Source organism: Streptomyces sp. NPDC042002 (assembly GCF_055588305.1).
This window is the reverse complement of the sequence record NZ_JBVJCT010000013.1, coordinates 61,218-86,749: the sequence shown is the minus strand read 5'-3', so window position 1 is coordinate 86,749 and position 25,532 is coordinate 61,218. Positions and strand designations below refer to the sequence as shown.

20 protein-coding genes are annotated in these 25,532 nt (G+C 71.5%); 7 read left to right on the top strand and 13 right to left on the bottom strand.

Annotated features, from left to right (window positions below; translation table 11 throughout):
- Nucleotides 1-5 precede the first annotated feature (5 nt).
- Entirely contained in the window at nt 6-2,732 is a 2,727-nt protein-coding gene (locus tag ACZ6KY_RS20745) for a glycoside hydrolase family 2 protein (protein WP_469311744.1), read from the top strand.
- Between the two features lie 128 nt (nt 2,733-2,860).
- On the opposite strand, the gene ACZ6KY_RS20740 is transcribed toward ACZ6KY_RS20745, so the two are convergent.
- Nucleotides 2,861-4,312, bottom strand: a complete 1,452-nt coding sequence (locus tag ACZ6KY_RS20740; RefSeq protein WP_469311743.1) for a hydrolase — start codon at nt 4,310-4,312, stop codon at nt 2,861-2,863.
- 231 nt (nt 4,313-4,543) lie between these two features.
- On the opposite strand from ACZ6KY_RS20740, the gene ACZ6KY_RS20735 reads away from it, so the two are divergent.
- The gene (locus ACZ6KY_RS20735; RefSeq protein WP_469311742.1) at nt 4,544-4,807 is read left to right on the top strand and encodes a GlsB/YeaQ/YmgE family stress response membrane protein; all 264 of its coding nucleotides are present in this window, start codon (nt 4,544-4,546) and stop codon (nt 4,805-4,807) included.
- A 326-nt stretch (nt 4,808-5,133) separates the two neighbouring features.
- Nucleotides 5,134-6,015, top strand: coding sequence for a GNAT family N-acetyltransferase (locus ACZ6KY_RS20730; protein ID WP_469311741.1), 882 nt, complete (start codon nt 5,134-5,136; stop codon nt 6,013-6,015).
- Nucleotides 6,016-6,034: 19 nt separating this feature from the next.
- Here ACZ6KY_RS20730 and ACZ6KY_RS20725 read toward each other — a convergent pair whose 3' ends face one another.
- The 8 genes from ACZ6KY_RS20725 to ACZ6KY_RS20690 form a co-directional block, all read right to left on the bottom strand.
- Nucleotides 6,035-6,952: an NAD-dependent epimerase/dehydratase family protein gene (locus ACZ6KY_RS20725; RefSeq protein ID WP_469311740.1), complete on the bottom strand. Its 918-nt coding sequence runs from the start codon at nt 6,950-6,952 to the stop codon at nt 6,035-6,037.
- Between the two features lie 73 nt (nt 6,953-7,025).
- A complete protein-coding gene (locus ACZ6KY_RS20720; protein ID WP_469311739.1) occupies nt 7,026-7,802 on the bottom strand; it encodes a GNAT family N-acetyltransferase in 777 nt (258 codons plus the stop codon).
- A gap of 243 nt (nt 7,803-8,045) precedes the next feature.
- Nucleotides 8,046-8,312, bottom strand: a complete 267-nt coding sequence (locus ACZ6KY_RS20715; protein WP_469311738.1) for a hypothetical protein — start codon at nt 8,310-8,312, stop codon at nt 8,046-8,048.
- Between the two features lie 300 nt (nt 8,313-8,612).
- Nucleotides 8,613-9,563, bottom strand: coding sequence for a catechol 2,3-dioxygenase (locus ACZ6KY_RS20710; protein WP_469311737.1), 951 nt, complete (start codon nt 9,561-9,563; stop codon nt 8,613-8,615).
- Between the two features lie 9 nt (nt 9,564-9,572).
- Nucleotides 9,573-10,658, bottom strand: coding sequence for a 4-oxalomesaconate tautomerase (locus tag ACZ6KY_RS20705; protein WP_469311736.1), 1,086 nt, complete (start codon nt 10,656-10,658; stop codon nt 9,573-9,575).
- The gene (locus ACZ6KY_RS20700) at nt 10,655-11,365 is read right to left on the bottom strand and encodes a 4-carboxy-4-hydroxy-2-oxoadipate aldolase/oxaloacetate decarboxylase (protein WP_469311735.1); all 711 of its coding nucleotides are present in this window, start codon (nt 11,363-11,365) and stop codon (nt 10,655-10,657) included. The genes ACZ6KY_RS20705 and ACZ6KY_RS20700 overlap by 4 nt, the downstream gene beginning before the upstream one ends.
- Nucleotides 11,362-12,150, bottom strand: coding sequence for a PIG-L deacetylase family protein (locus tag ACZ6KY_RS20695; RefSeq protein ID WP_469311734.1), 789 nt, complete (start codon nt 12,148-12,150; stop codon nt 11,362-11,364). The genes ACZ6KY_RS20700 and ACZ6KY_RS20695 overlap by 4 nt, the downstream gene beginning before the upstream one ends.
- Before the next feature lie 75 nt (nt 12,151-12,225).
- Nucleotides 12,226-12,876 carry a GntR family transcriptional regulator gene (locus tag ACZ6KY_RS20690; protein ID WP_469311733.1) on the bottom strand — a complete coding sequence of 217 codons (651 nt, stop codon included), beginning with the start codon at nt 12,874-12,876 and terminating at the stop codon, nt 12,226-12,228.
- A gap of 443 nt (nt 12,877-13,319) precedes the next feature.
- Between ACZ6KY_RS20690 and ACZ6KY_RS20685 the strand changes: the two genes are divergently transcribed.
- Nucleotides 13,320-13,754, top strand: a complete 435-nt coding sequence (locus ACZ6KY_RS20685; RefSeq protein WP_469311732.1) for a cupin domain-containing protein — start codon at nt 13,320-13,322, stop codon at nt 13,752-13,754.
- Between the two features lie 465 nt (nt 13,755-14,219).
- On the opposite strand, the gene fusA is transcribed toward ACZ6KY_RS20685, so the two are convergent.
- Both fusA and ACZ6KY_RS20675 read right to left on the bottom strand, forming a co-directional pair.
- Nucleotides 14,220-16,322: an elongation factor G gene (gene fusA, locus ACZ6KY_RS20680; protein WP_469311731.1), complete on the bottom strand. Its 2,103-nt coding sequence runs from the start codon at nt 16,320-16,322 to the stop codon at nt 14,220-14,222.
- Between the two features lie 418 nt (nt 16,323-16,740).
- On the bottom strand, nt 16,741-18,747 hold the full coding sequence (locus ACZ6KY_RS20675; protein ID WP_469311730.1) for an RICIN domain-containing protein: 2,007 nt from the start codon (nt 18,745-18,747) through the stop codon (nt 16,741-16,743).
- Nucleotides 18,748-19,120: 373 nt separating this feature from the next.
- On the opposite strand from ACZ6KY_RS20675, the gene ACZ6KY_RS20670 reads away from it, so the two are divergent.
- The gene (locus ACZ6KY_RS20670) at nt 19,121-19,870 is read left to right on the top strand and encodes an MBL fold metallo-hydrolase (RefSeq protein WP_469311729.1); all 750 of its coding nucleotides are present in this window, start codon (nt 19,121-19,123) and stop codon (nt 19,868-19,870) included.
- A 39-nt stretch (nt 19,871-19,909) separates the two neighbouring features.
- Here the strand turns inward: ACZ6KY_RS20670 and ACZ6KY_RS20665 are convergent, their stop codons facing one another.
- Complete coding sequence (locus ACZ6KY_RS20665) at nt 19,910-20,767, bottom strand: GNAT family N-acetyltransferase (protein ID WP_469311728.1); 858 nt, start codon at nt 20,765-20,767, stop codon at nt 19,910-19,912.
- A 560-nt stretch (nt 20,768-21,327) separates the two neighbouring features.
- Between ACZ6KY_RS20665 and ACZ6KY_RS20660 the strand changes: the two genes are divergently transcribed.
- Nucleotides 21,328-22,839, top strand: coding sequence for a glycoside hydrolase family 76 protein (locus tag ACZ6KY_RS20660; RefSeq protein WP_469311727.1), 1,512 nt, complete (start codon nt 21,328-21,330; stop codon nt 22,837-22,839).
- A gap of 111 nt (nt 22,840-22,950) precedes the next feature.
- Here ACZ6KY_RS20660 and ACZ6KY_RS20655 read toward each other — a convergent pair whose 3' ends face one another.
- Nucleotides 22,951-23,673, bottom strand: coding sequence for a chaplin (locus ACZ6KY_RS20655; protein WP_469311726.1), 723 nt, complete (start codon nt 23,671-23,673; stop codon nt 22,951-22,953).
- A 267-nt stretch (nt 23,674-23,940) separates the two neighbouring features.
- Between ACZ6KY_RS20655 and ACZ6KY_RS20650 the strand changes: the two genes are divergently transcribed.
- The gene (locus tag ACZ6KY_RS20650) at nt 23,941-25,518 is read left to right on the top strand and encodes an alpha/beta hydrolase (protein WP_469311725.1); all 1,578 of its coding nucleotides are present in this window, start codon (nt 23,941-23,943) and stop codon (nt 25,516-25,518) included.
- Nucleotides 25,519-25,532: the final 14 nt, after the last annotated feature.

Sequence of the window (25,532 nt, the reverse complement as noted above, 5' to 3'; positions counted from 1 at the left end):
TCACCGTGTTCCACCGCCCTGCCTCCCGGCGGCGCCTCGCCACGGCCGCCGTCGCACTGGGCCTGCTGTGCACCCTCTCCGCGAGCGCCTGGGCCGACGGGCCCGACCCCCGAACGACCGCCGTGCCGCACGTCCGTGTCACGCCGGTGGCCTCCGCGCCGGGCAGCGCCACGGCGCTCTCGGGGTACGCGATCCAGTCCAGCGCCAAGGTCGCCGACCCGGCGTCCGCCGTCTCCAGCCCCGGCTACCGGGTGAACGGCTGGTACCCGGCCGGCTCCCGTTCCACGGTCCTCGCGGCCCTGCTCGCGAACGGGACGTACGCGGATCCGTTCTACTCGGACAACCTGCGGAAGATCCCGAAGGCCGACTTCACCGTGCCCTGGTGGTACCGCTCGGACTTCACGGTCACCGACACCTCCGAGCGCAGCCATCTGGACTTCAGCGGGGTGATCTCGGCGGCGGACGTCTACGTCAACGGCCGCCGCGTCGCCGACGCCGCCGAGGTGGCCGGCGCCTACACGCACCACGAGCTGGACATCACCTCGCTGGTGCGCGCCGGCACCAACACGGTCGCCTTCCGTATCCGCCCCGACGACCCGGACAAGAACCTGACCATGGGCTGGATCGACTGGCTCCAGCCGCCGCCCGACCAGAACATGGGCATCGTCCGTGACGTCCTCGTCCGCCGCGGCGGCCCGGTCGCGCTGCGCGACGCGCATGTGCTGACCCGTCTCGACGTCCCCTCGCTCCGCTCCGCGGACCTCACGGTCAAGGCGCGGGCACGCAACGAGACCGGCTCGGCCGTCACCGCCACGGTGTCCGGCCGCATCGGCCCGGTCTCCTTCTCGAAGAGCGTCCCGCTCGCGGCTCACCAGACGAGAGCGGTCACCTTCTCACCGTCCGAGGTCCGCGGGCTGCGTCTGACGTCACCGAAGGTGTGGTGGCCCGCGGGCATGGGCGGGCAGCCGCTGTACGGCCTCGATCTGACCGCCTCCGTCGCCGGTACCGTCTCCGACACCGCGCACGAGGACTTCGGTGTCCGCGACGTCAAGGCACCCCTGAACTCCGACGGCGCCCGGCAGTACAGCGTCAACGGCCGCAGGCTGCTCATCAAGGGCGGCGGCTGGTCCCCGGACGAGTTCCTGCGCTGGGACCGCGGGTACGTCGAGGACCGGCTGAAGTACGTGCGCGATCTGGGTCTCAACACGATCCGCCTCGAAGGCCACATCGAGCCGGACGAGTTCTTCGACCTCGCCGACCGCTACGGCATTCTCACCCTGCCCGGCTGGGAATGCTGCGACAAGTGGGAGGGACAGGTCAACGGCACGGAGACCGGCGACAAGTGGACCGCCGCCGACTACCCGGTCGCCAAGGCGTCGATGGCCGCCGAGGCCGCCCGGCTGCGCGACCACCCGAGCGTCATCTCCTTCCTCATCGGCAGCGACTTCGCACCGGACGCCAGGATCGAGAAGACGTACCTCGACGCACTGAAGGCGGCCGACTGGACGACCCCCGTGGTCGCCGCCGCGTCCGACAAGTCCTCCCCCGTGTCAGGCAGTTCGGGCATGAAGATGACCGGGCCCTACGACTGGATCCCGCCGGGCTACTGGTACGCCAAGCGCGAGGGCGGCGCCACCGGCTTCAACTCCGAGACCGGCGCGGGCCCCGACATCCCCACCCTCGACACCCTGCGCCGCATGATGTCGCCCGCCGAACTGGACACCCTCTGGAAGAACCCCGACGCCAAGCAGTACCACCGCTCACCGTCCCCGGTCTTCGGCACCCTCAAGATCTACGACGCCGCCCTCGCCGGCCGCTACGGCGCGCCGACCGGTCTCACCGACTACGTACGCAAGGCGCAGCTCGCCCAGTACGAGAACGTGCGGGCGCAGTTCGAGGCGTACGGGCGCAACGCCACCGACGCCTCGAAGCCCTCGACCGGGGTCGTCCACTGGATGCTCAACAGTGGATGGACCTCGCTGCACTGGCAGTTGATGGACCGTTACCTCGACCAGGGCGGAGCCTACTTCGGGGCGAAGAAGGCCAACGAGCCCCTGCACATCCAGTACTCGTACGACGACCGCTCCGTCGTCGTCGTGAACAACCGGCACGCGCCCGTGTCCGGCCTCACGGCGCGCGTCACGCTCTTCGACACCGACGGCACACAGAGGTACGACAGGACGGCGACCGGTGTCGCTGTGCGCGGCGACGGGGCACGCGGCACCGCGCTCACGGTGCCGTCCTCGGTGAGGGGGCTGTCGACGACGTATCTGGCGCGGCTGGTGCTGCGCGACGCCGGGGGCAGGGAGGTCAGCCGCAACGTCTACTGGCTGTCGACCCGGCCGGACACCATCGACTGGGCGCACACCGACTGGTACTACACGCCGACGACGAGCTACGCGGACCTCAAGGGGCTCAACTCCATGGCGCGGGTGCCGGTTTCGGCCTCGGTGTCGACCTCGTCGGGTCCTGGCGGGACCTCCACGACGAAGGTCGTCCTGCGCGACGACGGGAGCGGGAAGACGCCCGCTCTGTTCACCGACGCGCATCTCATCGACGGCAAGGGCAGGCCGGTGCTGCCGGTGCGGTGGTCCGACAACGAGGTGAGTCTGTGGCCGGGTGAGTCGGTGACGCTGACGGCGACCTGCCGGACGGCCGATCTGCACGGGACCGGGCCGGCGGTGCGGATCTCCGGGTGGAACACGCCGGAGCGGACGGTCCGGGCCCGGTAGAACCGTCCGGGCCCGGTAGAACCGTCCGGGCCTGGTGGAACGGCCCGGTCCTGGCTGAGCCGTCCGGGCCCGGTGGAACGGCGCGAGGGGCGGACCCGGTTCGGGCCCGCCCCTCGTCCGGCCCGTGCTCAGCTCACGTTGAGCGCGGTGTCGTCGAGGACGAACGACGTCTGGAGCGTGGAGCCCTCGACGCCGGTGAACTTGATCGTGACGGTCTGCCCGGCGTAGGTGCTGCCGAGGCTGAACGAGCGCTGCGTGTACCCGGACGCGGCGTTCAGGTTCGAGTACGTGGCCAGGGTCGACAGCACGGTGCCGCTGCTGTCGACGACCTGCGCCTTGAGGGTGTCGTACGCCGTGGTCGTGCTCGTCTCGGCCGTGTCCACGTGCAGATAGAAGCTCAGGGTGGCCGAGCAGCCCGAGGGGATGGTCACGGCCTGGGAGAGCGTGTCGGTGTTGGCCGAGCCGTACCCGTTGAGCCAAGCCTTGTACGAGCCGGTGCGCGCCGCCTCGCTGGAGCTGTTGGTGATCACACCGCTGGTGCCGGTCCAGGACGTGCTGCCGGACTCGAAGCCGGGGTTGGCGAGCAGCTGCGCGGCCGTGCAGGTGCCGGTTCCGCCGCCACCGCCACCACCGCTGCTGGTCGTGCCGGCGAGCCAGTCGGTGGCGTTGAGGGCGAGCGCGGCGTTGGTGGCGCCGGTGTCGTTCCAGCCGTCGTACAGGGTGTTGCCGGACTGGCCGGTGCCGTCGTCGATCGGTGAACTGTCGCCCCAGAAGGCGACCTTGCCGCTGCCGAAGGTGCTGGTCGCGAAGAACGCGCCGGTGTTCCCGGAGTAACCGGACCGGTAGAGCAGGCCCTTGACGGCCGAGTTGTCCGCCGGCTTGAGCGTGGCCGTGGTCCCGTCCGCGATCAGGCTCTTGGTGACGGTGCCGAACGCGCCGTGCAGGATGGTGTTGGTGCTGTCAGTGATGGCGGCCGGATAGCCGGAGCTGACGTCCAGCGTGTCGATGGAGAAGCCGAACGGGTCGGTGCTGTCGACGCTGTTGTTGGTCATCAGGTCGTTGAGGATCTCGACCGCGTCGTAGCCGTCGCTGTTGCGGTCGGCGCCGGTGTGGTCGGAGATCATGAAGAGGCCGCCGCCGTTCTTGACGAACGTCATGATGGCGGTCTTCTCGGCGGTGGTGAACAGCGTGTTGGGCTCGGGAAGCACCAACTCGTCGAAGTTCGCCAGGTCGGTCGCGGCACTGCCGCCGTAGGTCAGACTGGAGCCCGAAGGCAGTGTCTTGAGGCTGTAGTTGCCGGTCTTCTGCAGGGCCACGCCCCAGGAGGACAGGGCGCCCGTCCAGGAAGTCTCCGAGGTCGGGCTGGAGTTCTGGCCGAGCGGGTCGGGCTGGCTGGTGGAGATGATCCAGTCGGCGTTGCCCGCGGTCTCGGCGTGGCCGTTGTCGAACAGGACGCGGTGGGGGGTGGCCGCGTGGGCGGGGATGACGGTCGCCGCCTGAACGGCGGCCCCCGTGATGAGCAGACCGAACACGGCGAGTGCCGTGGTGAGTCTGTGGCGGGATTTCCTGAATCCGAGCATCCGGCGAACCTCCGTCAGGAGTGGGGGAGAGGCGGTGCGGGCGCTAAGTCTGCGCGCGTAGAACGGAAGTCGGCCGTCCTCCGCTCAACAGATTATTGAACGGTACATGACCAAACGGCGGCTGCCCAGAGTCCGGACGGGTCCGTCACGGGGTACGCGCGCCGGGGCGGACTGGCACCGCCCGTTGTGGGCAGATACATAACTGCGGGGGACCGACCAAGAGGGGCGGAGATGGAGATCTCGGGCATCATCAGTGCCATCCTCATCGGCATCATCATCGGTGTACTGGGCCGGCTCGTCGTGCCGGGACGCCAGCGCATCGGCATCCTGTGGACGATCGTGGTCGGCATCGTGGCCGCCTTCATCGGGTCGGGGGTCGCCGCCGCGTTCGGCGTAGCCGACACCAAGGGCGTCGACTGGATCGAGTGGCTCATCCAGATCGGCCTGGCCGCACTGGGCGTCGTGGCACTGGACCGGACGAGGGGGCGGCACTGAACCGCGGGGCACCAGCGGACCGGGCTGAGCGGACAGCCCCCTCCAGCGGACGGTGCCGAGCGCTCGGCCCTCCAACAGCCGGTGCCGAGCGGAGGGGACTCATCGGCCGGTGCTGATCGGCCCGGGCTCATCAGCCCGGGCTCATCAGTCCGTGCTGATCAGCCCGGGCTCATCGGTCGGGGCTCAGCAGACAAGTCTGGGGCGACCTGGTGCGGAGTGCCGGTTGACCCGCGTGGTGGCGCCGCTGAATTCCGTTGCGGGGCGCGGGTGCGTGCGGCTACGGTCTGCGGGCTTCGCACCCGTACGCCCGACGCCACGGAGAGACCTTGCCGCCACGCATCACGCCGTTGACCGATCCCGAGGCCACCGCGTCGAGCCGGCGTCTGGCCTGGCTTGCCTCGGACGCCGAAGGAGTCCCGGTGGGCTCGGCGTTCCTCCGGCTGTTCACCGGGGAGGGCCAGGACCATCGCGCCGAGCTGGAGATCGCCGTACACCCCGCCGAACGGCGCACGGGAGTCGGTGGCGCTCTCCTGGACGCCGCCGTGTCCGCCGCGCGGAGTGACGGACGGCGGTCACTGGTGTCCCGGGCCGGGGCCGGCTCCCCCGGCGACGGGTTTCTCGCGGCGCGCGGGTTCCGCCGGGTGCTGGCCCTGACGTTCGCCCGCCTCCCGCTGCCGGAAGCGGACCTCCGGTCCGTGACCCGGATCGCCGAAAGCCCGCACCCGGGCTACGAGTTGACGCACTGGGACGGCGTCGTGCCGCCCGAGCTGGCGCACACCTACGCGGACTCCCGGCGGGCCATGGACGACATGCCGATGGAGGACAGCGACCACGGGATCGGCGTCTGGGACGTGGAGCGGGTCGTGGCGGTGGCCGAGGTCGTCCTCGAACGGGGCGACGCGCTCCACACGGTGGCCGTGGTGGACCGCTCGGACGGCTCCGTCGTCGGATTCTCGGAACTCGTCGTACCGGGCGACGGCCGGGGTGACGCCCAGCACTACGGAACGGGTGTCCTGCCCGAGCACCGCGGCCACGCCCTCGGGCTGTGGATGAAGGCGGAGTCGATCCGCCGGACCCTTCTGCGGTACCCGGAACTCGCCGGCCTGCTGACCGACACGGCCGACAGCAACGCGCCCATGATCGGCATCAACGACACCCTCGGCTACCGGCCCACGCATCGGGAACTGGAGTACCGGCTGGACCTCTGAGAACCGACGAGGGGCCGCTTCAGGGTCGGGCGGCTGCCTTGAGTGCGGCCAGACCGTCGTAGGCGGACGGGTGCGCGGGCGTCCAGCCCAGTTCCCGCTCCGCCTTCGCCGACGAGACCCGGAGAGTCGTGCGCATCACGACATGCGCGTACGCCATGGGCTTCATCATCCACAGCGGTACGGTCATCGGCTTCGGCAGGCCGAACTCCTCGGCCACGGCCCGGACATGGGCCGCGAAACCCAGCGGCGTACGGTCGGCGACGTTGTACGCCTGACCCGGGCGGCCGAGTTCCACGGCGGCGGCCACCGCGCGGGCCGCGTCCGCGAGGTCGACCCAGGGCAGGACCCGGCCGTGGTCGTCGGCCACGGGGAGCCGCCTTCCGCGCAGCATGGGCAGCAGGGCGTCGGTGCCGCCCGCGCCGTAGAAGAGGCCGAAGCGCAGCGCGATCCCCTCCAGACCGGCAGCCCCGAAGACGAGTCGCTCCTTGATGCGCATGGCCGCGATGTGCCGTTCCAGTTCGAACGTGGTCCCCTGCGGGCCGAACGTGTCGGACTCGGTGACGACATGGTCCCCGTGATCGCCGTACCCGTATCCGAAGACCATCGACTCGGCGACGAGCCGACGTGCGCCGGTGGCCCGCGCCGCCTCGATCAGGTGGGCGGTGCCGTCGACGCGCAGGGCGTCGGTCGCGTGCATGTCGCGGTGACGCACAGGTGCCTTGCGCAGGGCGGTCGCGGCCAGCACGACCGTGTCGTAGTGCTGTCCGTCGACGGCCCGCAGCAGCGCGTCGCGGTCCGTCAGATCGGCCCGGACGTCGCTGGCGGGGCCGCGGCCGAGACCGGTGACCTTGTGGCCCGCTTCCGTCAGGGCCCGGGTGATGTGCCGGCCGAGGACACCGCTCGCGCCGGCCAGGAGAACGCTCTGGTTCGTTGTCATACCGATGCGACGGATCACGGACGCGGGGATGTGACATCGGCCCCGGCCGCTCCCGCGAACCGCGGACGGCACCTCACCCCTGGTAGACGTACGGGGTGGTCGTGGTGAGCGGCTGGAAGCCCAGCCGGGCGAGGATGGGGCGGCTCTGGCTGGAGGCGTCGACCTGGACGTAACGGTAGCCGCGCTCCGCCGCGACCCGGGCGCGGTGGGCGACTAGGGCGCGGTAGATACCGCGGCCCCGCCAGGCCTCGACGGTGCCACCGCCCCACAGCCCGGCGAACCGGGCCCCCGGCAGGAGTTCCATGCGGGCCGCGCTGACGGGGACGTCGCCGACGAGGGCCACGACGGCGACGACCGTGTCCGCGTCGCCCGTGAGCTGGGCGAGCAGTTGGTGGCGCAGCAGAGTGCTGTCGCCGCCGAAGGCCTGCTCATGGACGTCGGCCACGAGGGCGACGCCCGCGCTGTCGGTGACCGGCAGCAGCCGTACGCCCTCGGGCGGTTCGGCGTCGAGGGCCAGATCGCCCAGTTCGGCGATCATCAGCGTCTCCTCGGGCTCGGCGACGAAGCCCGCCGCCCGCAGCCGCTGCCCCAGGTCCTCCGGCCGGTCGTGCCCGTACAGCTTCCACTCGAAGCCGCCGCCGGGCCCGGAGAAGAACCGCACCTGCGCGGCGATGGCCGCGTCGGCGCTCGTCTCGTCCAGGTCGGACCAGAGCACCCCGTTCCAGCCCTTGTCGGCGCCGAACTGGCGCACCACCTTGCCGACGCGCTCGACCCGGGCGCCCGGCGCGTCGGGCCGTGCGCGTTCCCTCATATCCCGGTCGAAGAGGGCCAGTACCGCAACGTGATCCATGGGGTCACTCCAGCACCCCGGGACGAACGGGGCAACGGGAATAAGTGCTCCATGGGTGGTCGGGCCGGGCACCTGGGCCTGGCGGCCGGGGGTGCCCGGGCCCGGCGGCAGGGAGGGGTGCTCTCGTAGGGGCGGCTCCCCGGTACGGATCGGCTCCTCCCCTTCGGCGCGGCCCGGACACGAGGGCGTCCGGGCGGACCCTTTGTCAGGCCCCGCCCGGACGCGGTTTCCATGCCGCTCCGGTCAGCCGGTGACGGTCAGCTCCTGGTGTCGCACGGAGGCCGGGGGCGTCACCTGGACGCGGCGCAGGCCGGTCAGGCTGACGAACACCAGGGAGAAGACGCCCGCGAGGGCGAAGGCGGTGAAGCCCGCGGTGGTCGAGCCGGTGGCGAGCAGCTGACCGCCGAGCCAGGGGCCGAGGCCGGCCAGGAAGCGGCCGAGGCTGAAGACGCCGAGGCTGGAAGCCGAGGCACAGACCGCGGAGGCCAGGGAGAACACGGCGGTCGACACGACATCGTTGTTCCTCTCGTCCAGGAGGCGTGGCCCTGGAAGGGGATCGGGGGTGCGGGTCGACGCGGCTCGTGCGGCTGACCCGAGTGTGCGACAGACGCTGAGGAGTGCGCTCCGAGAACGTCAATGCTTTTGTCAACAATCAAGGAAACGATCAGGCCCCCTCCGTGACCGTGGCACGGGCGGCTGGGAGGCAGGTGAAAGCCCGCACGGGCGGCACGCGTTCGATGCCGCCGCACGTATGCACCGGCTGGAATTGGTCGCATGGTTGACCGCCCGACAGGGAGCCCCAGCGGCCGGTCAGCCGATGGGCGGTGTGCCGTGGGTGTGGAAGGACTCGATGGTCTTCAGGCCCCAGGCCTGCCCCTTCTTCCGCTCGTCCTCGGTCCAGGTGATGAGCGGCCAGTCGGGGGCCAGGACGAGGCGGGTGAGCGGGTTGCACAACTCGACCCGGTTGCCGCCGGGTTCGTAGACGTACAGGAAGAACGTCTGCTGGATGGCGTGCTTGTGCGGGCCCGTCTCGATGAACACACCGGTGTCGATGGCGAGATCGGCGGCGCGCAGGATGTCCTCACGGGTGTCCGTGGCGAACGCGATGTGGTGCAGGCGTCCGCTCGAACCCGTCCAGTCCTCCGTGTAGACGACGTCGTACGACTTGTTGCTGAAGGTCAGCCACTGGGCGGCGATACGGCCGCTGTCGAGCTGGATCTGCTCGGTCGGGCGGGCCCCGAGCGCGTCGCGGACGAAGTCTCCGTTGGCGGCGACGTCGGAGGCGAGGTAGTTCACGTGGTCCAGGCGCCGTACGCCGACCCCGTGGCCGGGCTTGGCCTGCGGCTGGTTCTTGAGACCGGGCTTCAGATGGTCGGGTGCCTGATACCACTCGCTCTCCCAGTACAGGGCGAGTCCGTGGCCGTCGGGGTCGGTGGTGACGTAGAGCGGGCCGAGGCCGGGCTCGTCGTTCACCCAGCGGCCCTCGCGGCCCGCGCTCTCGATCTCCTTGACCCGGCGGTGAAGGGCCTCCTCGCTGGAGGCGCGCAGCGCGGTGCGGCGAATGCCCGAGGTCGTATGGGCGGTCAGGGTCAGGCTGTGGTGCTCGTAGTCGTCCCAGGTACGCAGGTAGACGGAGTCTCCGGAGCGGCCGTTCTCGGTCAGGCCGAGGTAGTCCGTGAAGAACCGGACGCTGGCGTCCAGGTCGGGGGTGAGCAGTTCGACGTGTCCGAGGTGCGCGATGTCGCCGAGCGGCGGGGCCATGGGGCCTCCTCAGTGTTGTGCGGCTCCGGCCGGCCGGGGGAAGACCGTGCCGTCGAAGATCTTGCGTGCGGTGCGGACGACGGCGGTGCGCCGGGCCACGGGAGCGGCGTCCCCGGGGCCGTACTCGACACCGGCCTCGATGTCGAGGAATCCGGTGGGGTGTTCGATACGCAGCCGGTCGCCCCGTTCGGGCGGGCGGGCCACGGCGTGCCCGACGCCGCCCTCGACGCACAGCCCTGCGGCGACGCTCGCGGCGCCGAGGACACCGATGGAGGTGTGGCAGCGCACCGGGATGAAGGTGCGGGTCATGACGGCTCCGCCGGAGCGGGGCGGAGCGAGCAGGGTCAGCTTGGGCACGGTGGCGTTCTCGACGTCTCCGAGGCCCATCGACTTGCCCGCCTCCAGGCGGATCTCGCGGAGCCGGGCGGCCAGAGCCCGATCCGCCTCCAGGTCCTCGGGCGTCTCGTACCCGGTGACGCCCAGCGAGGTCGCGGCGATCAGCACGGTCGGCATGCCGTTGTCCACGCAGGTCACCGGAGTGTCGGCGACGAGGTCCCGGGCATGGCCGGTGGGCAGCAACGGGGCGCTCCCCCGCGGGAATTCGATCACCACGGGGGCCGCGGTCCCCGGTACTCCGGAGATCTCGGCGGAGCCCTCGTAGACCACGCGCCCGCCCTCGGTGGGAAAGCTCGCGAGCGCGAGGTCCCCCGAGTTGGCCATGCGGACGCGTACCGACGTACGGCCCTCCCCCGGCTCGACGAGTCCGCGTTCGACGGCGAACGGGCCGACCCCGGCGAGGATGTTGCCGCAGTTCTGACGGTCCGACACCTCCGCCTTGTCGACGGCGACTTGGAGGAACAGGTAGTCGACATCGGCGGTGGGGTCGACGGAGACCGAGACCACGGCCACCTTGCTGGTCAGCGGGTGCGCGCCGCCCAGACCGTCGATCTGGCGCGGGTCGGGACTGCCCATCACACGCAGCAGCAGGTCGTCGCGTTCGACGGGGTCGGCGGGCAGGTCCCCGGCCAGGAAGTAGGCGCCCTTGGAGGTGCCGCCGCGCAGCAGCATGCAGCGCACCTCTTCGGGCCCGCTCACGGCGCGGCTCCGTCCCGGACGTACTCGTCGTACGACTTGTAGGTCACACCCAGGCGTACGAGGGTGTCGCGCAACCCGTAGCGGTCCAGGCCGAGTTCGCCGTCGAGGAAGGCGGCGCGGGCCAGGGCTTCCTTCCGTTCACGGGCCTCGGACGCCTCGGCGACACGGCGGGCGTCCTCGCGGGGCACGCACACCACGCCGTCGTCGTCGGCGAGGATCACGTCGCCGGGCCGGACGATCTGGCCGCCGAGGGCCACCGGGACGTTGACGGAGCCGCCGGTCGCCTTCACGGTGCCCTGCGGGCTGACCGCCGCGGACCAGGCGGGGAATGCCATGTCGCGCAGTTCGGCGGTGTCCCGGATGCCCGCGTTGATGACCAGGCCGCGCACGCCGCGCCGGTGCAGGGCGGTGGCGAACAGTTCGCCGAACATGCCGTCGGTGGAGGGTGAGGTGGTGGTGACGACCAGGATGTCGCCCGCACCGCACTGCTCGACGGCGGCGTGGATCATGAGGTTGTCTCCGGGCCAGGACAGCACGGTGACAGCGGTGCCCGCGACACGGACGCCCTGCTGGATGGGGCGCAGACGGGTGCCGAGGAGGCCGGTGCGGCCCATCGCCTCGTGCACGGTCGCGGTGCCGTACCCGGCGATCACCTCGACGTCCTTCGCGTCCGCCTTAGGTGGATCGGTGACGATCACGCCGCTCATGCCAGCTCCCTGGCGATCTGCGGGAAGGGGCGCATGTACGCCTCGGCCCGGGTGTTGTGGGCCAGGCCCAGGTTGGGGCCGGCGTTGCGCTTGAGCTGGACCCCGCGGCGTACGGCGAGGTCGGTGTAGTAGTCCCACAGGTGCTGCTGGGCGCCGAGGCATTCCATCGCCTTGCGCTTGGTCTCCCACACCTCGGTGATGTCGAGGAGCACTTCGGGCCTGAAGCCGCTCATCTCGGGCTGGTGGGGCTCGAAGCAGAAGACCGGCGGGGCGCCGATGATCTCGCCCTCGCCGGGGTAGCCGATGGCCTGGGCCAGCACCCGGGCCTCCAGCGCCATGCGGTTGGCGGCCGGGTGGTCGCCGTTGTACGGGTCCTCGGCCGGGTGGGTGAGCACGACGTCCGGCTGGGTCTCGCGGTAGAGCGCCACCAGGCGGTCGGTGAGCTCGGGGGTGGCGGTCAGCGGGTAGTCGCCGGCGTCGAAGAAGCGGACCGCGGCGCCGAGGCTGGCGGCGGCCTTCTCGGCCTCCTCGCGGCGTATCGCCTTGATCTCGTCGAGCTTCCTGCCCTCACGCCAGGCCTTCGCGGACTCGCCGCGCTCGCCGAAGGTCAGGCACGCGATGGTGACCTTCTCCCCCCGGGAGGCGGCCAGGGCGATGGCTCCCCCGGCCCGCCAAACGAAGTCCCCGGCGTGCGCGGTGACGACCAGGGTCGATCGTGATGGGCGTCCCCCCTGCCCGGGCGGGGCCGAGGGCTCGGGGGCGGCGGGCGCGTTGCCGTGCGTCATTGCTGCGATCTCCTTGGTGGACAGGTGAGCGCCCGCCTCGGCTGTCCGTCCTGCCGCGCGTCGCCGCGCGGCACGTCAGTCGCGCAGCGCTTCGATCACACTGCCGAGGTGAGCGCGGACGGCCGCTTCGGCCGCCTGCGGGTCCCTGGCCCCGATCGCCTCGATCATGGCCAGGTGTTCACTCAGGGACTGCTGCGCACGACCGGGGCGCAGCGCCAACTGGAAGCGGTGGCGCACCAGTTGGGCGTTGAGCCGTTCCAGGAGTCCGACGGCCGTCTGCTGGCCGGAGAACTCCCTGATCCGGGCGTGCACTTCGTGGTTGAGCTCGGAGTAGGTGACCGGTTCGCCGTCGGCGACCGCCTTGACCATGGCGGCGCCCAGGTCCGCCAGTTCCGCGAGCTGGTCGTCGGTGGCCAGGGCGGCCGCCTTGGCGGCGCAGAGCCCTTCGAGCGCCATACGGCACTCGGTGATGGCGACCGCTTCCTCCACGGTCACCACCCGGACGCGTGATCCGCGGTTACGGATCCGCTCGACCAGCCCCTCCGATTCCAGCTCGATCAGTGCCGCCCGCGCGCTGGCCCGGGTGACACCGAACTGCTCGGCGAGTTCGTTCTCCACCAGCCGCTGGGCCGGTGCCATGTCTCCGCGCAGAATCGCCTGCCGCAGTTGCACCAACGCGTGCTGCTTGGCCTGCTCGCCGGTGCCTGGACGGGCTTCCTTCTGCATTGCTGCCCTCCCTGAGTGAGTGCCTGTCGAACGTAAATCTAGACCAACAAGATTGTCAACAATTTTGTTCGGTATGTTGCCGACATGCTTCGACGGGTCGCGCGGGACCTACGCCGGCCACCCGGGCCGGAGTAGACCGGACGGGTCCGGAGTAGACCGAGCGGGTCCGGAGTGGACGGCGTGGACCCGACGCCGGGACCGCGCGACCCTGCTGTCGGCCTAGCGGTCCCGGCGTCGGCCTGGCAGGCGTTCCGACCGTCTGCCGCCACCGCTTGTGGTGCGTGAGGGACGGCCTCACCATGAACCTCGACCGCCGCGGTCCGAAGGGCCGACGGCGGCCCGCCCCGCTCCGCGCGCCACCCGGACTCCGGGATCCCGGCCCCGGATGCGGCACGCCCGACAGCGCGAACACCAACTCACCCTCGTCCGAAGGGACTTACCGAATGCGCGCCTCGCTCCGTACCGGGTCGGCGGGAATCGCCGCCCTGTGCCTGGCCTTCGTAGCCGCCCCCGCTCACGCGACTCCTCCCGGCCCCGGGGTCAGCGGCAAGGTCATCGCGCAGACCACCGTCGGCGGCACGGACTACATCCTCCGGGAGATAACCGTCCCGCCCTGCCAGGCGACCGGCTGGCACTACCACGACGGCCCGCTGTACGGATACGTCAAGCAGGGCACCCTCAGCCACTTCGACTCGACGTGCGCGAAGGACGGCTTCTACCGGACCGGCGACTCCCTCACCGAGCCGCCCGGACCCACGAACGTCCACATCGGACGCAACCTCGGCAGGAAGCCGCTGGTCCTGGACGTGCTCTATGTACTGCCGCACGGCGCGCCCCTCTCCGAGGACGCCCCCAACCCCGGCTGCGACTTCGAGTAGCGCCCGACGAACGGACCCGTATGTCTCTCCTCGCCCGTCCGGCGGTGGCCTCCCTCGCCGCCAGGTCCCCGCAACGTCTCGTCGTGCGCGCGGACCGGCGGCCGGCCGGACGCGGCTCCGCCGCCCTCGCACGCCCGTCTGCCAGAATTCCCGCGCCGCACAAGGGAGTTGACGATCCCGTCCTCGGTCGCGCCGGCCCGTGCCACGGTGTTTCCGCCGCCCGAGGGGCCGCCACCGCCAGCTCACGTGCTGACAGACAGCCCGGCGTCGCCGCGCCACCGGCCGCGCTGGAACTCCAGTTCGTCCGCCCGCCCCGCGAGACCCGGGACCGCGCCCGCCGTTGAGGACACGGACGGCTGTCCTCGGCCCTTCCTCGGCGAAGGGCGGCCCCGCTCAGGTCGCGGGGAGTGAGGACGGCCCCGCCCTTGTCGGGGCGGGCCGTCGCAGGAGCGGGACCGTTCGCGGTTACCGGGCCGGTGCCCCCTGCGAGGGCGCCGGGGCCAGGCCGGTGGGGCGGGTGGTGAAGACGCCCCGGCCCTGGGTCCGGCTGCGCAACCGGGTCGCGTAGCCGAAGAGTTCGGCCAGCGGCACGGTGGCGGTGATCACCGACGTACCCACCCGGGTGAGCGAGCCGGAGACCCGGCCGCGCCGGGCCGCGAGGTCGCCGAGCACCCCGCCCACGGCGTCCTCGGGCACGGTGACGGTGACCTCGACCACCGGTTCCAGCAGGACCACGGCACTGGCGCGCAGCGCCGCACGCAGCCCGAACCGGCCCGCCGTACGGAACGCCATCTCCGAGGAGTCCTTCGCATGGGTCGCCCCGTCCGTGAGGGTGACGCGCAGCCCGGTCACCGGGTGACCGCCGAGGGGACCCTCGGCGAGCGCGTCCCGGCAGCCCGCCTCCACGGCACGGACGTACTCCTGCGGCACCCGGCCGCCGACGACCGTCGAACGGAACTCGAAGCCCGCCGGACTCCCCTCAACGCCGCCGGGGTCGGTCCCCAGCGGTTCCACGTCGAGGACGACATGGGCGAACTGCCCAGCGCCACCGTCCTGTTTGACATGCCGGTACACCAGACCCGACACCCCGCGGGCCACCGTCTCGCGGTAGGCCACCCTCGGCCGCCCGACGGCGACGTCGAGCCCGTGGGCGCGCCGGATCTTCTCCACCGCCACCTCCAGATGCAGTTCTCCCATGCCCGAGAGCACCGTCTGCCCGGTCTCGGGGTCGGTGCGGACGACCAGCGAGGGATCCTCCTCGACCAGCCGCGCCAGCGCCGACACCAGACGGTCGGTCTCGGTGCTCCTGCGCGCCTCGACCGCCACGGACACCACCGGATCGGCGACGACCGGCGGTTCGAGGAGCAACGGCGCCGCGGGGGCGCACAGGGTCGCCCCGGCCCGGGCGGACTTCGGCCCGATCACGGCGACGATGTCACCGGCCACCGCGCGCTCCAGCTCCGCGTGGCGGTCGGCCCGGACCCGCAGGATCCGTCCGATCCGCTCGGTGCGTCCCGTGCCCACGTCCAGCACCGCCTGTCCCTTCTCGACCGTGCCCGCGTAGACACGCAGATACGTCATCCGTCCGGTCGCGGTGGCGTTCACCTTGAACACCAGCCCCGCGAAAGGCGCTTCGGGGTCCGCCGCCCTCTCCTGCTCCGCGCCGCCGTACGTCCCACGGACCGCGGGCACGTCGAGCGGCGAGGGCAGGTAGGCCACGACGGCCTCCAGCAGCGGTTCGATCCCGCGGTTGCGGTAGGCCGAGCCGCACAGCACCACCACGCCCTCGCCGGTACGGGTCAGGTCGCGGAGCGCCGTCGAAAGGGTCCGTGCCGAGAGCGTGGAGCGGTCGCAGAACTCCTCCAGGGCGACCGGGTGGAGCTCCGCCACCGCCTCCTCCAGCAGTCTGCGTCGCCGTCGGGCCTCCTCCAGCAGGTCCCGCGGGACCTGGATCTCCTCGGCCGAGTCGGCGCCGTCGGCCCACACCAGCGCACGCATCCGCAGCAGATCGACCACGCCCGTGAAGGCGTCCTCCGTGCCGATGGGCAACTGGACGACCAGCGGCGCCGGATGCAGCCGTTCCCGGATCGACGCCACCGCCGTGTCGAGGTCGGCGCCGGCCCGGTCCAGCTTGTTCACGAAGGCGATCCGCGGTACGCCGTGCCGGTCGGCCCGTCGCCACACCGACTCGCTCTGCGGTTCCACGCCCGCCACGGCGTCGAACACCGCGACGGCGCCGTCGAGGACGCGGAGCGAGCGCTCCACCTCGTCGGAGAAGTCGACGTGGCCCGGGGTGTCGATCAGGTTGATCCGGTGGCCGTCCCAGGCGCAGCTGACGGCCGCGGCGAAGATGGTGATGCCACGGTCGCGCTCCTGGGAGTCGAAGTCGGTGACGGTGGTGCCGTCGTGGACCTCGCCCCGTTTGTGGGTGGTCCCGGTGAGGTAGAGGATCCGTTCGGTGACGGTGGTCTTCCCGGCGTCGACGTGGGCGAGGATGCCCAGGTTGCGGACGGCGGCGAGCGGGTCGGTGACGGGGTCGGTGAGGTGACGGTGCAGGTCGGTACGCACGGCCCAGGGCCTTTCGGACGATCCGGAGACGGGTCGGCGCGATTCCCGGACGACACACCTGAGTTCAGGCGGTGACGGGCCTCCGGCGGGCAGGGTGCTCGGCGACCGGGCATACGGTCGCCACCGTGCGGGCGGAGGTCAGAAGGTCGTCGCGGGCATCCGGTTCCGGCCGCGCAGCCGGTCCCGGGCCCACGGAGACACGAGGATCACCTCGTACTGTGACCGGGGAACGACGACAGCGGTGCGGTAACGCACGGCCCGGCTCCCCTCGTTCGTCACGACACACACGGCACCGGAAGGGGCGGCGTGTGATTCCGTGGCGAGTGTAGGGAACCGGGCGCGGGGCGCGCACCGGGTTTTCCCCGGCCCGCTCACTCGCCCATCGGCGTCAACTGGCCTCGGCAGCGAGCTGGTTCGGTCAGTTGCGGCTCCACTGCTGGTTCGTTCCCCCGTTGCACGACCACAGGACGACGGCGGTCCCGTTCGCCGTGCCGTTGCCCGACGCGTCGAGACAGAGGCCCGAGACCTTGTTGGTGATGGTGCCGCTGGAGTTGACGGTCCACTTCTGGTTGGTGCCGCCGTTGCAGTCCCACAGGACGACCCGAGTGCCGTTCGCGGTCCCGCTGTCGTAGGCGTCCAGGCACTTGTTGCCGTAGACGACGAGTTCGCCGCGCGAGGTGGCGGTGAACGTCTGGTTCTGGCCTCCGCCGCAGTCCCACAGTTCGGCCTGGGTGTTGTTGGCGATGGCGCTCTTGAGGAAGTCGAGGCAGCGCCCGGAGCCGGTGCCGACGATCGCGGTGCCGTTGGTACCGGGGAGGGCGCGGACCGTGACGGCGTCCACGTCGGGCGCGGTGCCCGAGGCCGCGAAGGCCAGCGTGTTGGAGCCCTTCGCCAGGGAGGCGAGGACGGACACGGTGCGGTACGTGGTCGACGACCCGGTGGGCGGGAAGGCGAGGGTCTGCGCGTACTGGCCGTTGACCTGGAGGGTCGCCCTGCGGGCCGTGGAACCGCCGTTGGCGTAGCTGATGTCGACGAGTTCCGTGCCGGCGGCGGCCGCGCTGACGCCGGTGAAGGCCGGCGTCGTGGCCGAGGTGGTGTCCTCGTACGTCGTCCCGGCGCCCTCGGTGCCGCCGACGGTGAGCAGGACGGCTTCGCCCGCGGGCACGCTGGTGGTGTAACTCGTCGCGTAGGAACCGGCGTTGGTGGCCGACCACACGTTGCGGACCGTGGCGGAGGCCGTGGTCAGGCCCATGTCCGCCCAGCGGGCGGTGATGTCGGCGGCGGCGGAGGTGCGGTTCAGCAGCAGGACCGCGCGCTTGCCCGTGCCGGCGAGGGCCTTGCTGTAGACCTGAAGGCCCGTCGTGTCCTCGGCGACCTTGACGCCCTGGAGTCCGCGCGGATCCTGGTCGATCGCGACGGCCTCGGAGTCGGTGAGGATCGACGCGGTCGACGAGCTCATGGTGGCGAGGTTGTTGCCCGCGAGCAGCGGTGCGCCGGAGATGGCCCACAGTCCCATGTGGGTGCGGTTCTGGGCGGCGCTCAGGCCCGTCATGCCGACGGTCATCATGTCGGGGTCGTTGTAGAAGCCGGTGTGCTGGGCGGCGGGGTGCAGCGACTTGTCGAAGTTCGCGAGGACGCTCGTCATCGAGGGGTTGTCGGGCCAGTAGACGATGTCGGTACTGGTGCGCCACATGTCACCGGTGCCGGCGGCCCAGTTCCACGGGTTGCCCGTACCCCATTCGCACAACGACAGGACGAGCGCGTGTCCGGTGACCGCGGTGGCGGCCGTGTTCGCGTCGCGGATCGCCTTGTACGTCGTCTCCTGGTCGAGGCCCTCGGCGTCCCCGCCGCACCAGTCGACCTTGACGAAGTCGAAGCCCCAGTTCTGGAAGGTCTGGAGGTCCTGCTGGTCGTGCCCCTCAAGACCGGTGCCGGGGGTGGCCGGCTTCGTGGAGGGAGTCGGGTAGTAGTAACCGCAGCCGTTCTTCCCGGCGTCGGTGTAGATGCCGGCCTTGAGACCCTTGCCGTGGATGTAGTCGGCGATGGCCTTCATGCCGCCGGGCCACTGGGCGGTGTCGACGCTGATGTTGCCGCCGCTGTCGCGGGCGCCCTGCCACCAGCCCTCGTCGATGTTGACGTACTTGTATCCGGCGGCGGCCATGCCGGAGGAGACGAGGGCGTCCGCCTGGGCCTTGATGGTGGCGTAGTCGACGGCGCTGGCGAAGCTGTTCCAGGACGCCCAGCCCATCGGGGCCGGGGTGACTCCGGCCTGGCTGGTGGCGACCGCGGCCGGTTCGGCCCCGAACGGCGCGGCCGGACGGCCGAGTCCGGTCAGTGCGGCTACGACGAGGAGCAGGACGGCTCCTTGGACACCCATGCGTCTGAGAAGGCGTACCAGACACAGCATGTTCGAAAGAGGGGGCATACGGCTCTCCCTTGAAGGGTTTGTTCGCAGAGTCGAACAAAAGTCAACGCGGCTCGCCATATGGCAGCGCCTCGGCCGGGCCGCGTCAAGTCCCTTGCCTTAAAGGGCCGTTCACCTTCGAGGCCTCCTTCACCGACGGCACGGGCGTCCGGGGCGAAGGCACGGCCCGTTCACCACGTCGCTGAAGCAACCGCGCCGGGACCCGGGCGCCGACGACGCCGACGACGCCGACGACGCCGAAGAGGACGAACAGGGCGGGGAGGGCGAACCGGGCGGGGAGTGGCGGCCGTACGACGCCGGGCACACGCTCGCGATACCTTTCGCCCTGTCAGGGCCCCATGGGCACCAGCAGATATCCAACGTCAGGATGGTCATGAGCGAGGAAGCGATCGTCGAGGCAGCCGCCGGAGTCCATCTCGTGCACGGCAGCAACACGAACTGGGTGGTGCTGTCCGAGGGCGACTCCGTCACCCTCATCGACACGGGGTATCCCGGCGACCGCGAGGAACTCCTGGCCTCGCTGAAGACCCTCGGCCACGCGCCCGAGGCCGTGACCGCCGTGCTCATCACCCACGCGCACAGTGACCACCTCGGCTCCGCCGAGTTCCTGAACAGCACCTACGGGACCCCGGTCCGGCTGCACGAGACCGAAGTGCCGCACGCGCGCCGCGAGTTCCTCCACCAGGTGAGCATCGGGCAGATCATGCGACAGGCGTGGCGCCCCGGTGTGCTGCCCTGGGCGGTGCACGCCATCCGCTCCGGCGGCACGGCGGACGTGACGATGACGAAGCCCGAGGCCTTCCCGCACGAGGGCCCGCTCGATCTGCCCGGCCGGCCGGTCCCGGTGCACACGCCCGGCCACACACCCGGCCACTGCGTCTACCACCTGCCGGACGCCGGAGTGCTGATCTCCGGTGACGCCCTGGTGAGCGGCCACCCCACCTCACGGATACAGGGCCCGCAGCTGCTGCCCAGGATGTTCGACACCGAGCGCGCCGGGGCCCTCGCCTCACTCGAACGCATCGAGGCCCTCGCCGCCGACGTACTGCTTCCCGGACACGGACCCGTGCACCGCGCTTCGGTGCGTGAGGCGGCTCAGCGCGCCCGGGAACTGGCCGGCTGACGGGGTCCGGCCGCCGCGACCACCGACCGGGCATCCGAGCTACCCGAGTTCGAGCGAAGTGACCCCGTGGACCCGTGCCCCCGCGAACGCCCTGACCGGCCCGGTGTACATCCGGGCCGTCTCGAAGGAGGGAACCAGGCCGAGTTCCTCGACTAGCGCGAGGGCCGCCGCGTTCGTCTCGGGCACGTCGATGGCGAGCGCCCTCCCGCCCGCGTCGGCGGCCAGCGCGGCGAACAGGGCGCGGGCGTCGTCGGCGGTGTCCGCGAACAGCGGGCCGATCCGCAGGGAGTCACGCGCCGGACGGATCACGGCGTACCCGCTCAGGTGCCCGTCGCCGGTGTGCCGGACGAAGGTGCGGTGCCCGGGGGCGGCCAGCCACGAGTCCAGGAACTCCGGCCGGTCGGCGGGGTAGCACGCGCTGTCGTACGCCGTGATGGCCGCGCGATCCGCCCGCTCGGCCGCCCGGACTCCCGACGGCTCCTCCCCCACCGGGGCCACACCGGTGAACCGGACGGTGCGGTAGGCGAGTTCGAAACCCGACTTGCGGTAGTTGTCCTGCTGCGCGACCACTCCGTCGAGGCCGACGGTCCGGTCACCCGCGTGGGCGAGGGCCGCCTCCCAGGTGGCGACACCGTAGCCGTTCCCGCGCAGATCGGGGCGTACGAGGTAGAAGCCCAGGAAGGCGTAGTCGGCGCCGTAGTTGACCACCGAGATGGCCGAGACCGGCTCCCCGTCGACGCGTCCGAGGAAGAAGCCCCCGGGATCCTGGGTGAAGAAGCTCGCGCTGTCGGAGAGCCCGGGATTCCATCCCTCGTCCGCCGCCCAGCCGCCGACCAGCTTCCACTCGTCGAGCGTGGCCTGGCTGACGACGAGGCCGTCGGGTCCCGGAGAGGTCATGGGGGCGCTCCAATGCATACGGGTCGGGAGCCGCGCCGGCCGCCGACCGGTCGCGGGGTGCGCCGGCCGATCACGGATCGCGGGGTGCGCCGGCCGGTCGCACGCGCAGCATCCTTCCCGATCTCCGTGCCGATCGCAGCGACGGGCGCCGCCCGCGGGACGGGATTCGGCCACTTCGGCCCACGCGCCCGAAGCGGCCCACGCCGTGCCGGCACCGAGCGCCGCGGGTGGGCCCACGCCATACCGGCGCCGCGCTGTGCGGGCAGGCCCACGCCTTGCCGCCACCGTGAATGCGGGCGGGCCGACGCGTTCCGCCATCGCGCCACGCGGGTCGGCCGACGCGATGCCGGCGCCGGGCCGCGCGCGCCCGGACGGGGTGCACGCGACACCCACACCCTTATTGACGCGCACCCGTCACGCGACTAACTTCCGGGAGCGCTCTCGGTCCCCACCGAACCACCCTCCGGTCCGAACCCCCTCTGGTCTCCCGCCGACCCCCTGCGGTCCCCCACGGACCCCCTCCGGTCCCCCACCGACCCTCTCCCGAACAGAGGTCGACCGTGAAGACAACGTTGTCCCACAGTCTGCGACGAGCCGTTCCCGTTCTCCTGGCGCTCTCCGCAGCGCTGGCGCTCCCCGCACCCGCCGCCGAAGCCGGACCCAGTTCCGGAGCCTCGGCCACCGTCGCCCCGGCCACCACCGCGTCGGCCGCCGCGTCCATATGCAACAAGTACTGCGACACCCGTGACCCCGCCCTCGCGCCGCAGGACCGCGCCCCGGTGTCCGCCACTGTCTTCTCCCGCGCCATCACCCTGCACTTCGACGACACGGACGCGATGGGCTGGGCGTCGCTCGACAACGGCAGCCCCGGCGACGAGGTGTGGCTCGACCGTTCCTTCGACGGTGGCCGCACCTGGAGTTCGGGCAGCCGGCTCGGGGACACCTCCGTGCCGACGGGTCAGCGCGGCTGGCGCACGCTGATGTACAACGTCGACGACTGGGGCAACCTCGGTGTCGGCGCCCTGCGGGCCTGCGGCAAGGCCGGGGACCGCACCGACATCGCGTGCACCCCCTGGGCGCGTACGACCTGGAACGCGGGCGACCGGCGTACGGCCGCCGCGACGGCCCAGATGATGTTCTACGACAACTCCACCGGACTCTTCGCCACGACCGGATGGTGGAACTCCGCGAACGCGCTCACGGCCCTGATCGACAACATCCGGGTGACCGGCATGGGCAGCTACAAGTACGCGATCGCCCGCACCTACGACCTTCAACTCGGGGCGCAGGGAGGGCAGTTCCGCAACGACTACCTCGACGACACCGGCTGGTGGGGACTCGCCTGGGTGGCCGCGTACGACCTGACCGGCGACAGCCGCTATCTGAGCACCGCGCGCGTGGACGCCGATCACATGGCGGCGTACTGGGACACGACCTGCGGCGGCGGGGTGTGGTGGAGCACCGCCAGGACGTACAAGAACGCCATCGCCAACTCGCTGTACATCCAGCTCAACGCGGCCCTGCACAACCGGACCCCCGGTGACAGCGCCTATCTCTCGCGGGCGCTGGCCGGCTGGTCCTGGTTCCGGTCGACGGGCATGGTGAACTCTTCGCACCTGGTGAACGACGGTGTCGACCTGTCGACCTGCCGGAACAACGGCGGCACCGTGTGGTCGTACAACCAGGGTGTGCTCCTGGGGGCGCTCACCGAACTGAACCGCGCGACCGGCGACAGCGGGACGCTCGACACGGCCCGGCAGATCGCCGACGCGGCCACCACGTCCCCGTCGCTCAACACGGCGGGCGGGATCCTGCGGGACCCGTGCGAGAGCGGCGACTGCGGGGCCGACGGGCCGTCCTTCAAGGGGGCCCATGTACGCGGTCTCGGCCGGCTGAACGCCGCGCTCCCCGGCCATCCGTACTCGGCCTATCTGGGGCGGCAGGCCGACGCCGCCCACGCCGGGGACCGCGACCCGCTCGACCAGTACGGTCTTCGCTGGTCCGGTCCCCTGGACCTCACCGACGCGGCCCGGCAGCAGAGCGCACTCGACCTCCTCGACGCCGCGCCCTGACACGCTCCGACGAGGCAAGCGAGGCAGCGGAAGCGCGCATAGAGGGAGGACGCGGAGGAGGCTCCACCGGTCACCCGTCCGATGGAGCCTCCGGTGCGTGATCGCCGCGTGTCAGCGGACCATGGCGGGCCGGAACCGGCGGTACAGGACGGCGCCGCCCAACAGGAACGCCGCGCTCGCAGCCATGGCGGGCATCACCTGGTCCGCGCCGGTGTGGGCGAGGGAGGCCACAGCCCCGCCCTGCGGCCGGACCTGCCCCCGCGGCCTGGCGTCCGGGGCGGACGGCCTCGGGGCGGGGTTCCCGGGGTGGTGCGGCTGCCGGGGCTTGCCGTCCGAGATGTTGGCGGACTCGTTCCCGACGGACGCGTTGCCCAGGCCGACCGCCGTCACGGAGTTGCCGCTGACGTTGACCGGGAGATCCACCGGGAGCTGGAGGCCGTTGCCCGAGAGGACACCCGGTGAATCCTTTCCGCCACCGTGCGCGACCGCGCCGCCACCGGCGTGCGCACCGCCGTTTCGGCCCGTGCCGGCGCCTTCGTGCGCACCGGCTCCGCCGTGCGTCCCGCCGCCGGACGCGGCGGCCCCGCCTCCGGCGCTCACGTCGGCGCAGCGGTTGCCCGCGGCGGGATTGAACAGCCCGGCCACGTTCAGCGTGTTCCCGCACAGGTTCACGGGAACACGCACGGGGAGCTGGACGGTGTTGCCGGAGATCAGGCCGGGCGAGCCTGCCGCCGTGCCGTTCGCCGCGGAGTCGGCGTGGGCCGGCATGGCCACGGCCAGCGCGCCCGAGGCGGCGGCCACGGCGATCAGACCATTTCGGGTCACCCGTTTCATACGTTCACTGCCTTCCTGACAACTCGCGGGCACTCGCCCACAGTGCCAAGAACGCCTGCGATCCATCCGAGTTATGGCTTATCGGGCTTTCACCCCATCGAGCGTCACCTATTTCGAACTGTCGCCGCACCCCGTACGAAGGACGTCGGCGCGCAGGGTAAGGCGCGGCGGCCGGTTCCGCTCGCCCAGAGGCGTGTCCCCGAGGCCGCGCCTATCGTGATCCGGGAGGTATCGCCGGTCCACCGCAGGGCGACCCTGGAGGCAGGCATGCTGTCCATGCACCAACGCTTCGCGGTCGCGGGAGCCGCCACCGCGACGCTGACCCTGCTGGCGGCGGGGCTGCCGATGGCGGCGGCCGCCGACGGCAAGCCGGACCTGTCCCGCTTCTACGGCCAGAAGGTCGCGTGGGCGGCCTGCAAGGGCGACGGCATGCCAGAGGACCTGCAGTGCGGCAAGGTCACCGTCCCGCTGGACTACGCGCGGCCGGACCACGGCACGCTCGACCTGGCGCTGGCCCGCTACCGGGCGACGGGCCATTCACGGGGTTCGGTGCTGTTGAACTTCGGCGGTCCGGGCGGTGCGGGGATTCCCGGGCTCGCCGCGGGCGGCAAGGACTTCATGGGCCTGACGAACGGCTACGACGTGGTGACCTTCGACCCCCGCGGCGTCGGCAGGTCCTCACCCGTCAGCTGCGGCGACGGTGTGGACGCGATCTTCGGGCCGACGGTCGGCGGCACCGACGTGCGGGCGGCGCTCAAGGCGGTCAAGAAGGCCGCCGACACCTGCGCCCGGCACTCCGGTGCCGTCCTCCCCCACATCGGCACGGTCAACGCCTCCCGCGACCTGGACGTGATGCGCCAGGCGCTCGGCGACAAGAAGCTCAACTATCTCGGCTTCTCGTACGGAACGCGGCTCGGCGCGGTGTACGCGGCCCAGTTCCCCAAGAAGACGGGGCGGATGGTGCTCGACGGTGTCGACACCCTCACCGAGCCGGTGGCCGAGCAGGGCCTCATAGGCGCCGAGGGACAGCAGACCGCGCTCGACGACTTCATCACCTGGTGCGCGAAGAACATGGCCTGCCCGTTCGGACAGGATGAGCGCGGCGCCGGCGAGCAGGTGGTCCAGCTCGTCAAGTCGCTCGACGAGGAACCGGTGCCGTCGGACTTCGGCCAGGAGTTCACCGGACAGGACCTGGTGGGGGCGATCGGCCAGGCGCTCTACAGCAAGGCGATGTGGCCCGTCCTCGAACAGGCCCTCAACCTCCTGGTCCAGGACGGCGACACCCACGGACTCACCCAGCTGTACGGCGGCGCCTCCCTGCCCGGTACCTCCCCGCCCGCCCGGCAGCGGCCGAAGCAGAACGGCGGACTCGTCGACGACGAGGACGTCCCCCTCGACAATCTCCCCGCCGCCCTGATGGCCATCAACTGCGCCGACGACCCCGACCGGCCCAGCGCCGACCAGGTCACCCGGCAGATCGCCGGACTGCGTGCCGCCTACCAGGAGGCGTCGCCCGTCTTCGGCCAGTACCGGCTCGCCCAGGTGCTGATGTGCTACGGCCGCCCGAAGGGCACCGACTACATACGCGACAAGGTCCGTGACGTACCCACGTCGAAGATGCTGCTCGTGGGTACCCGCGGGGACCCGGCGACCCCGTACCGCTGGACCCTGGAGACCGCCAGGCGCCTCGGCTCCTCCGCGGTGGTGCTCGACAACAAGGGCGACGGGCACACCGGGTACGCGTCCTCGAAGTGCGTGCACCAGAAGGTCGACGACTTCTTGCTGTACGGGTCCCTGCCGGCCAGCGGAAGCTCCTGCGGCCCGGAGGACACGGACACGTACTGACCGGCGGTCACCGC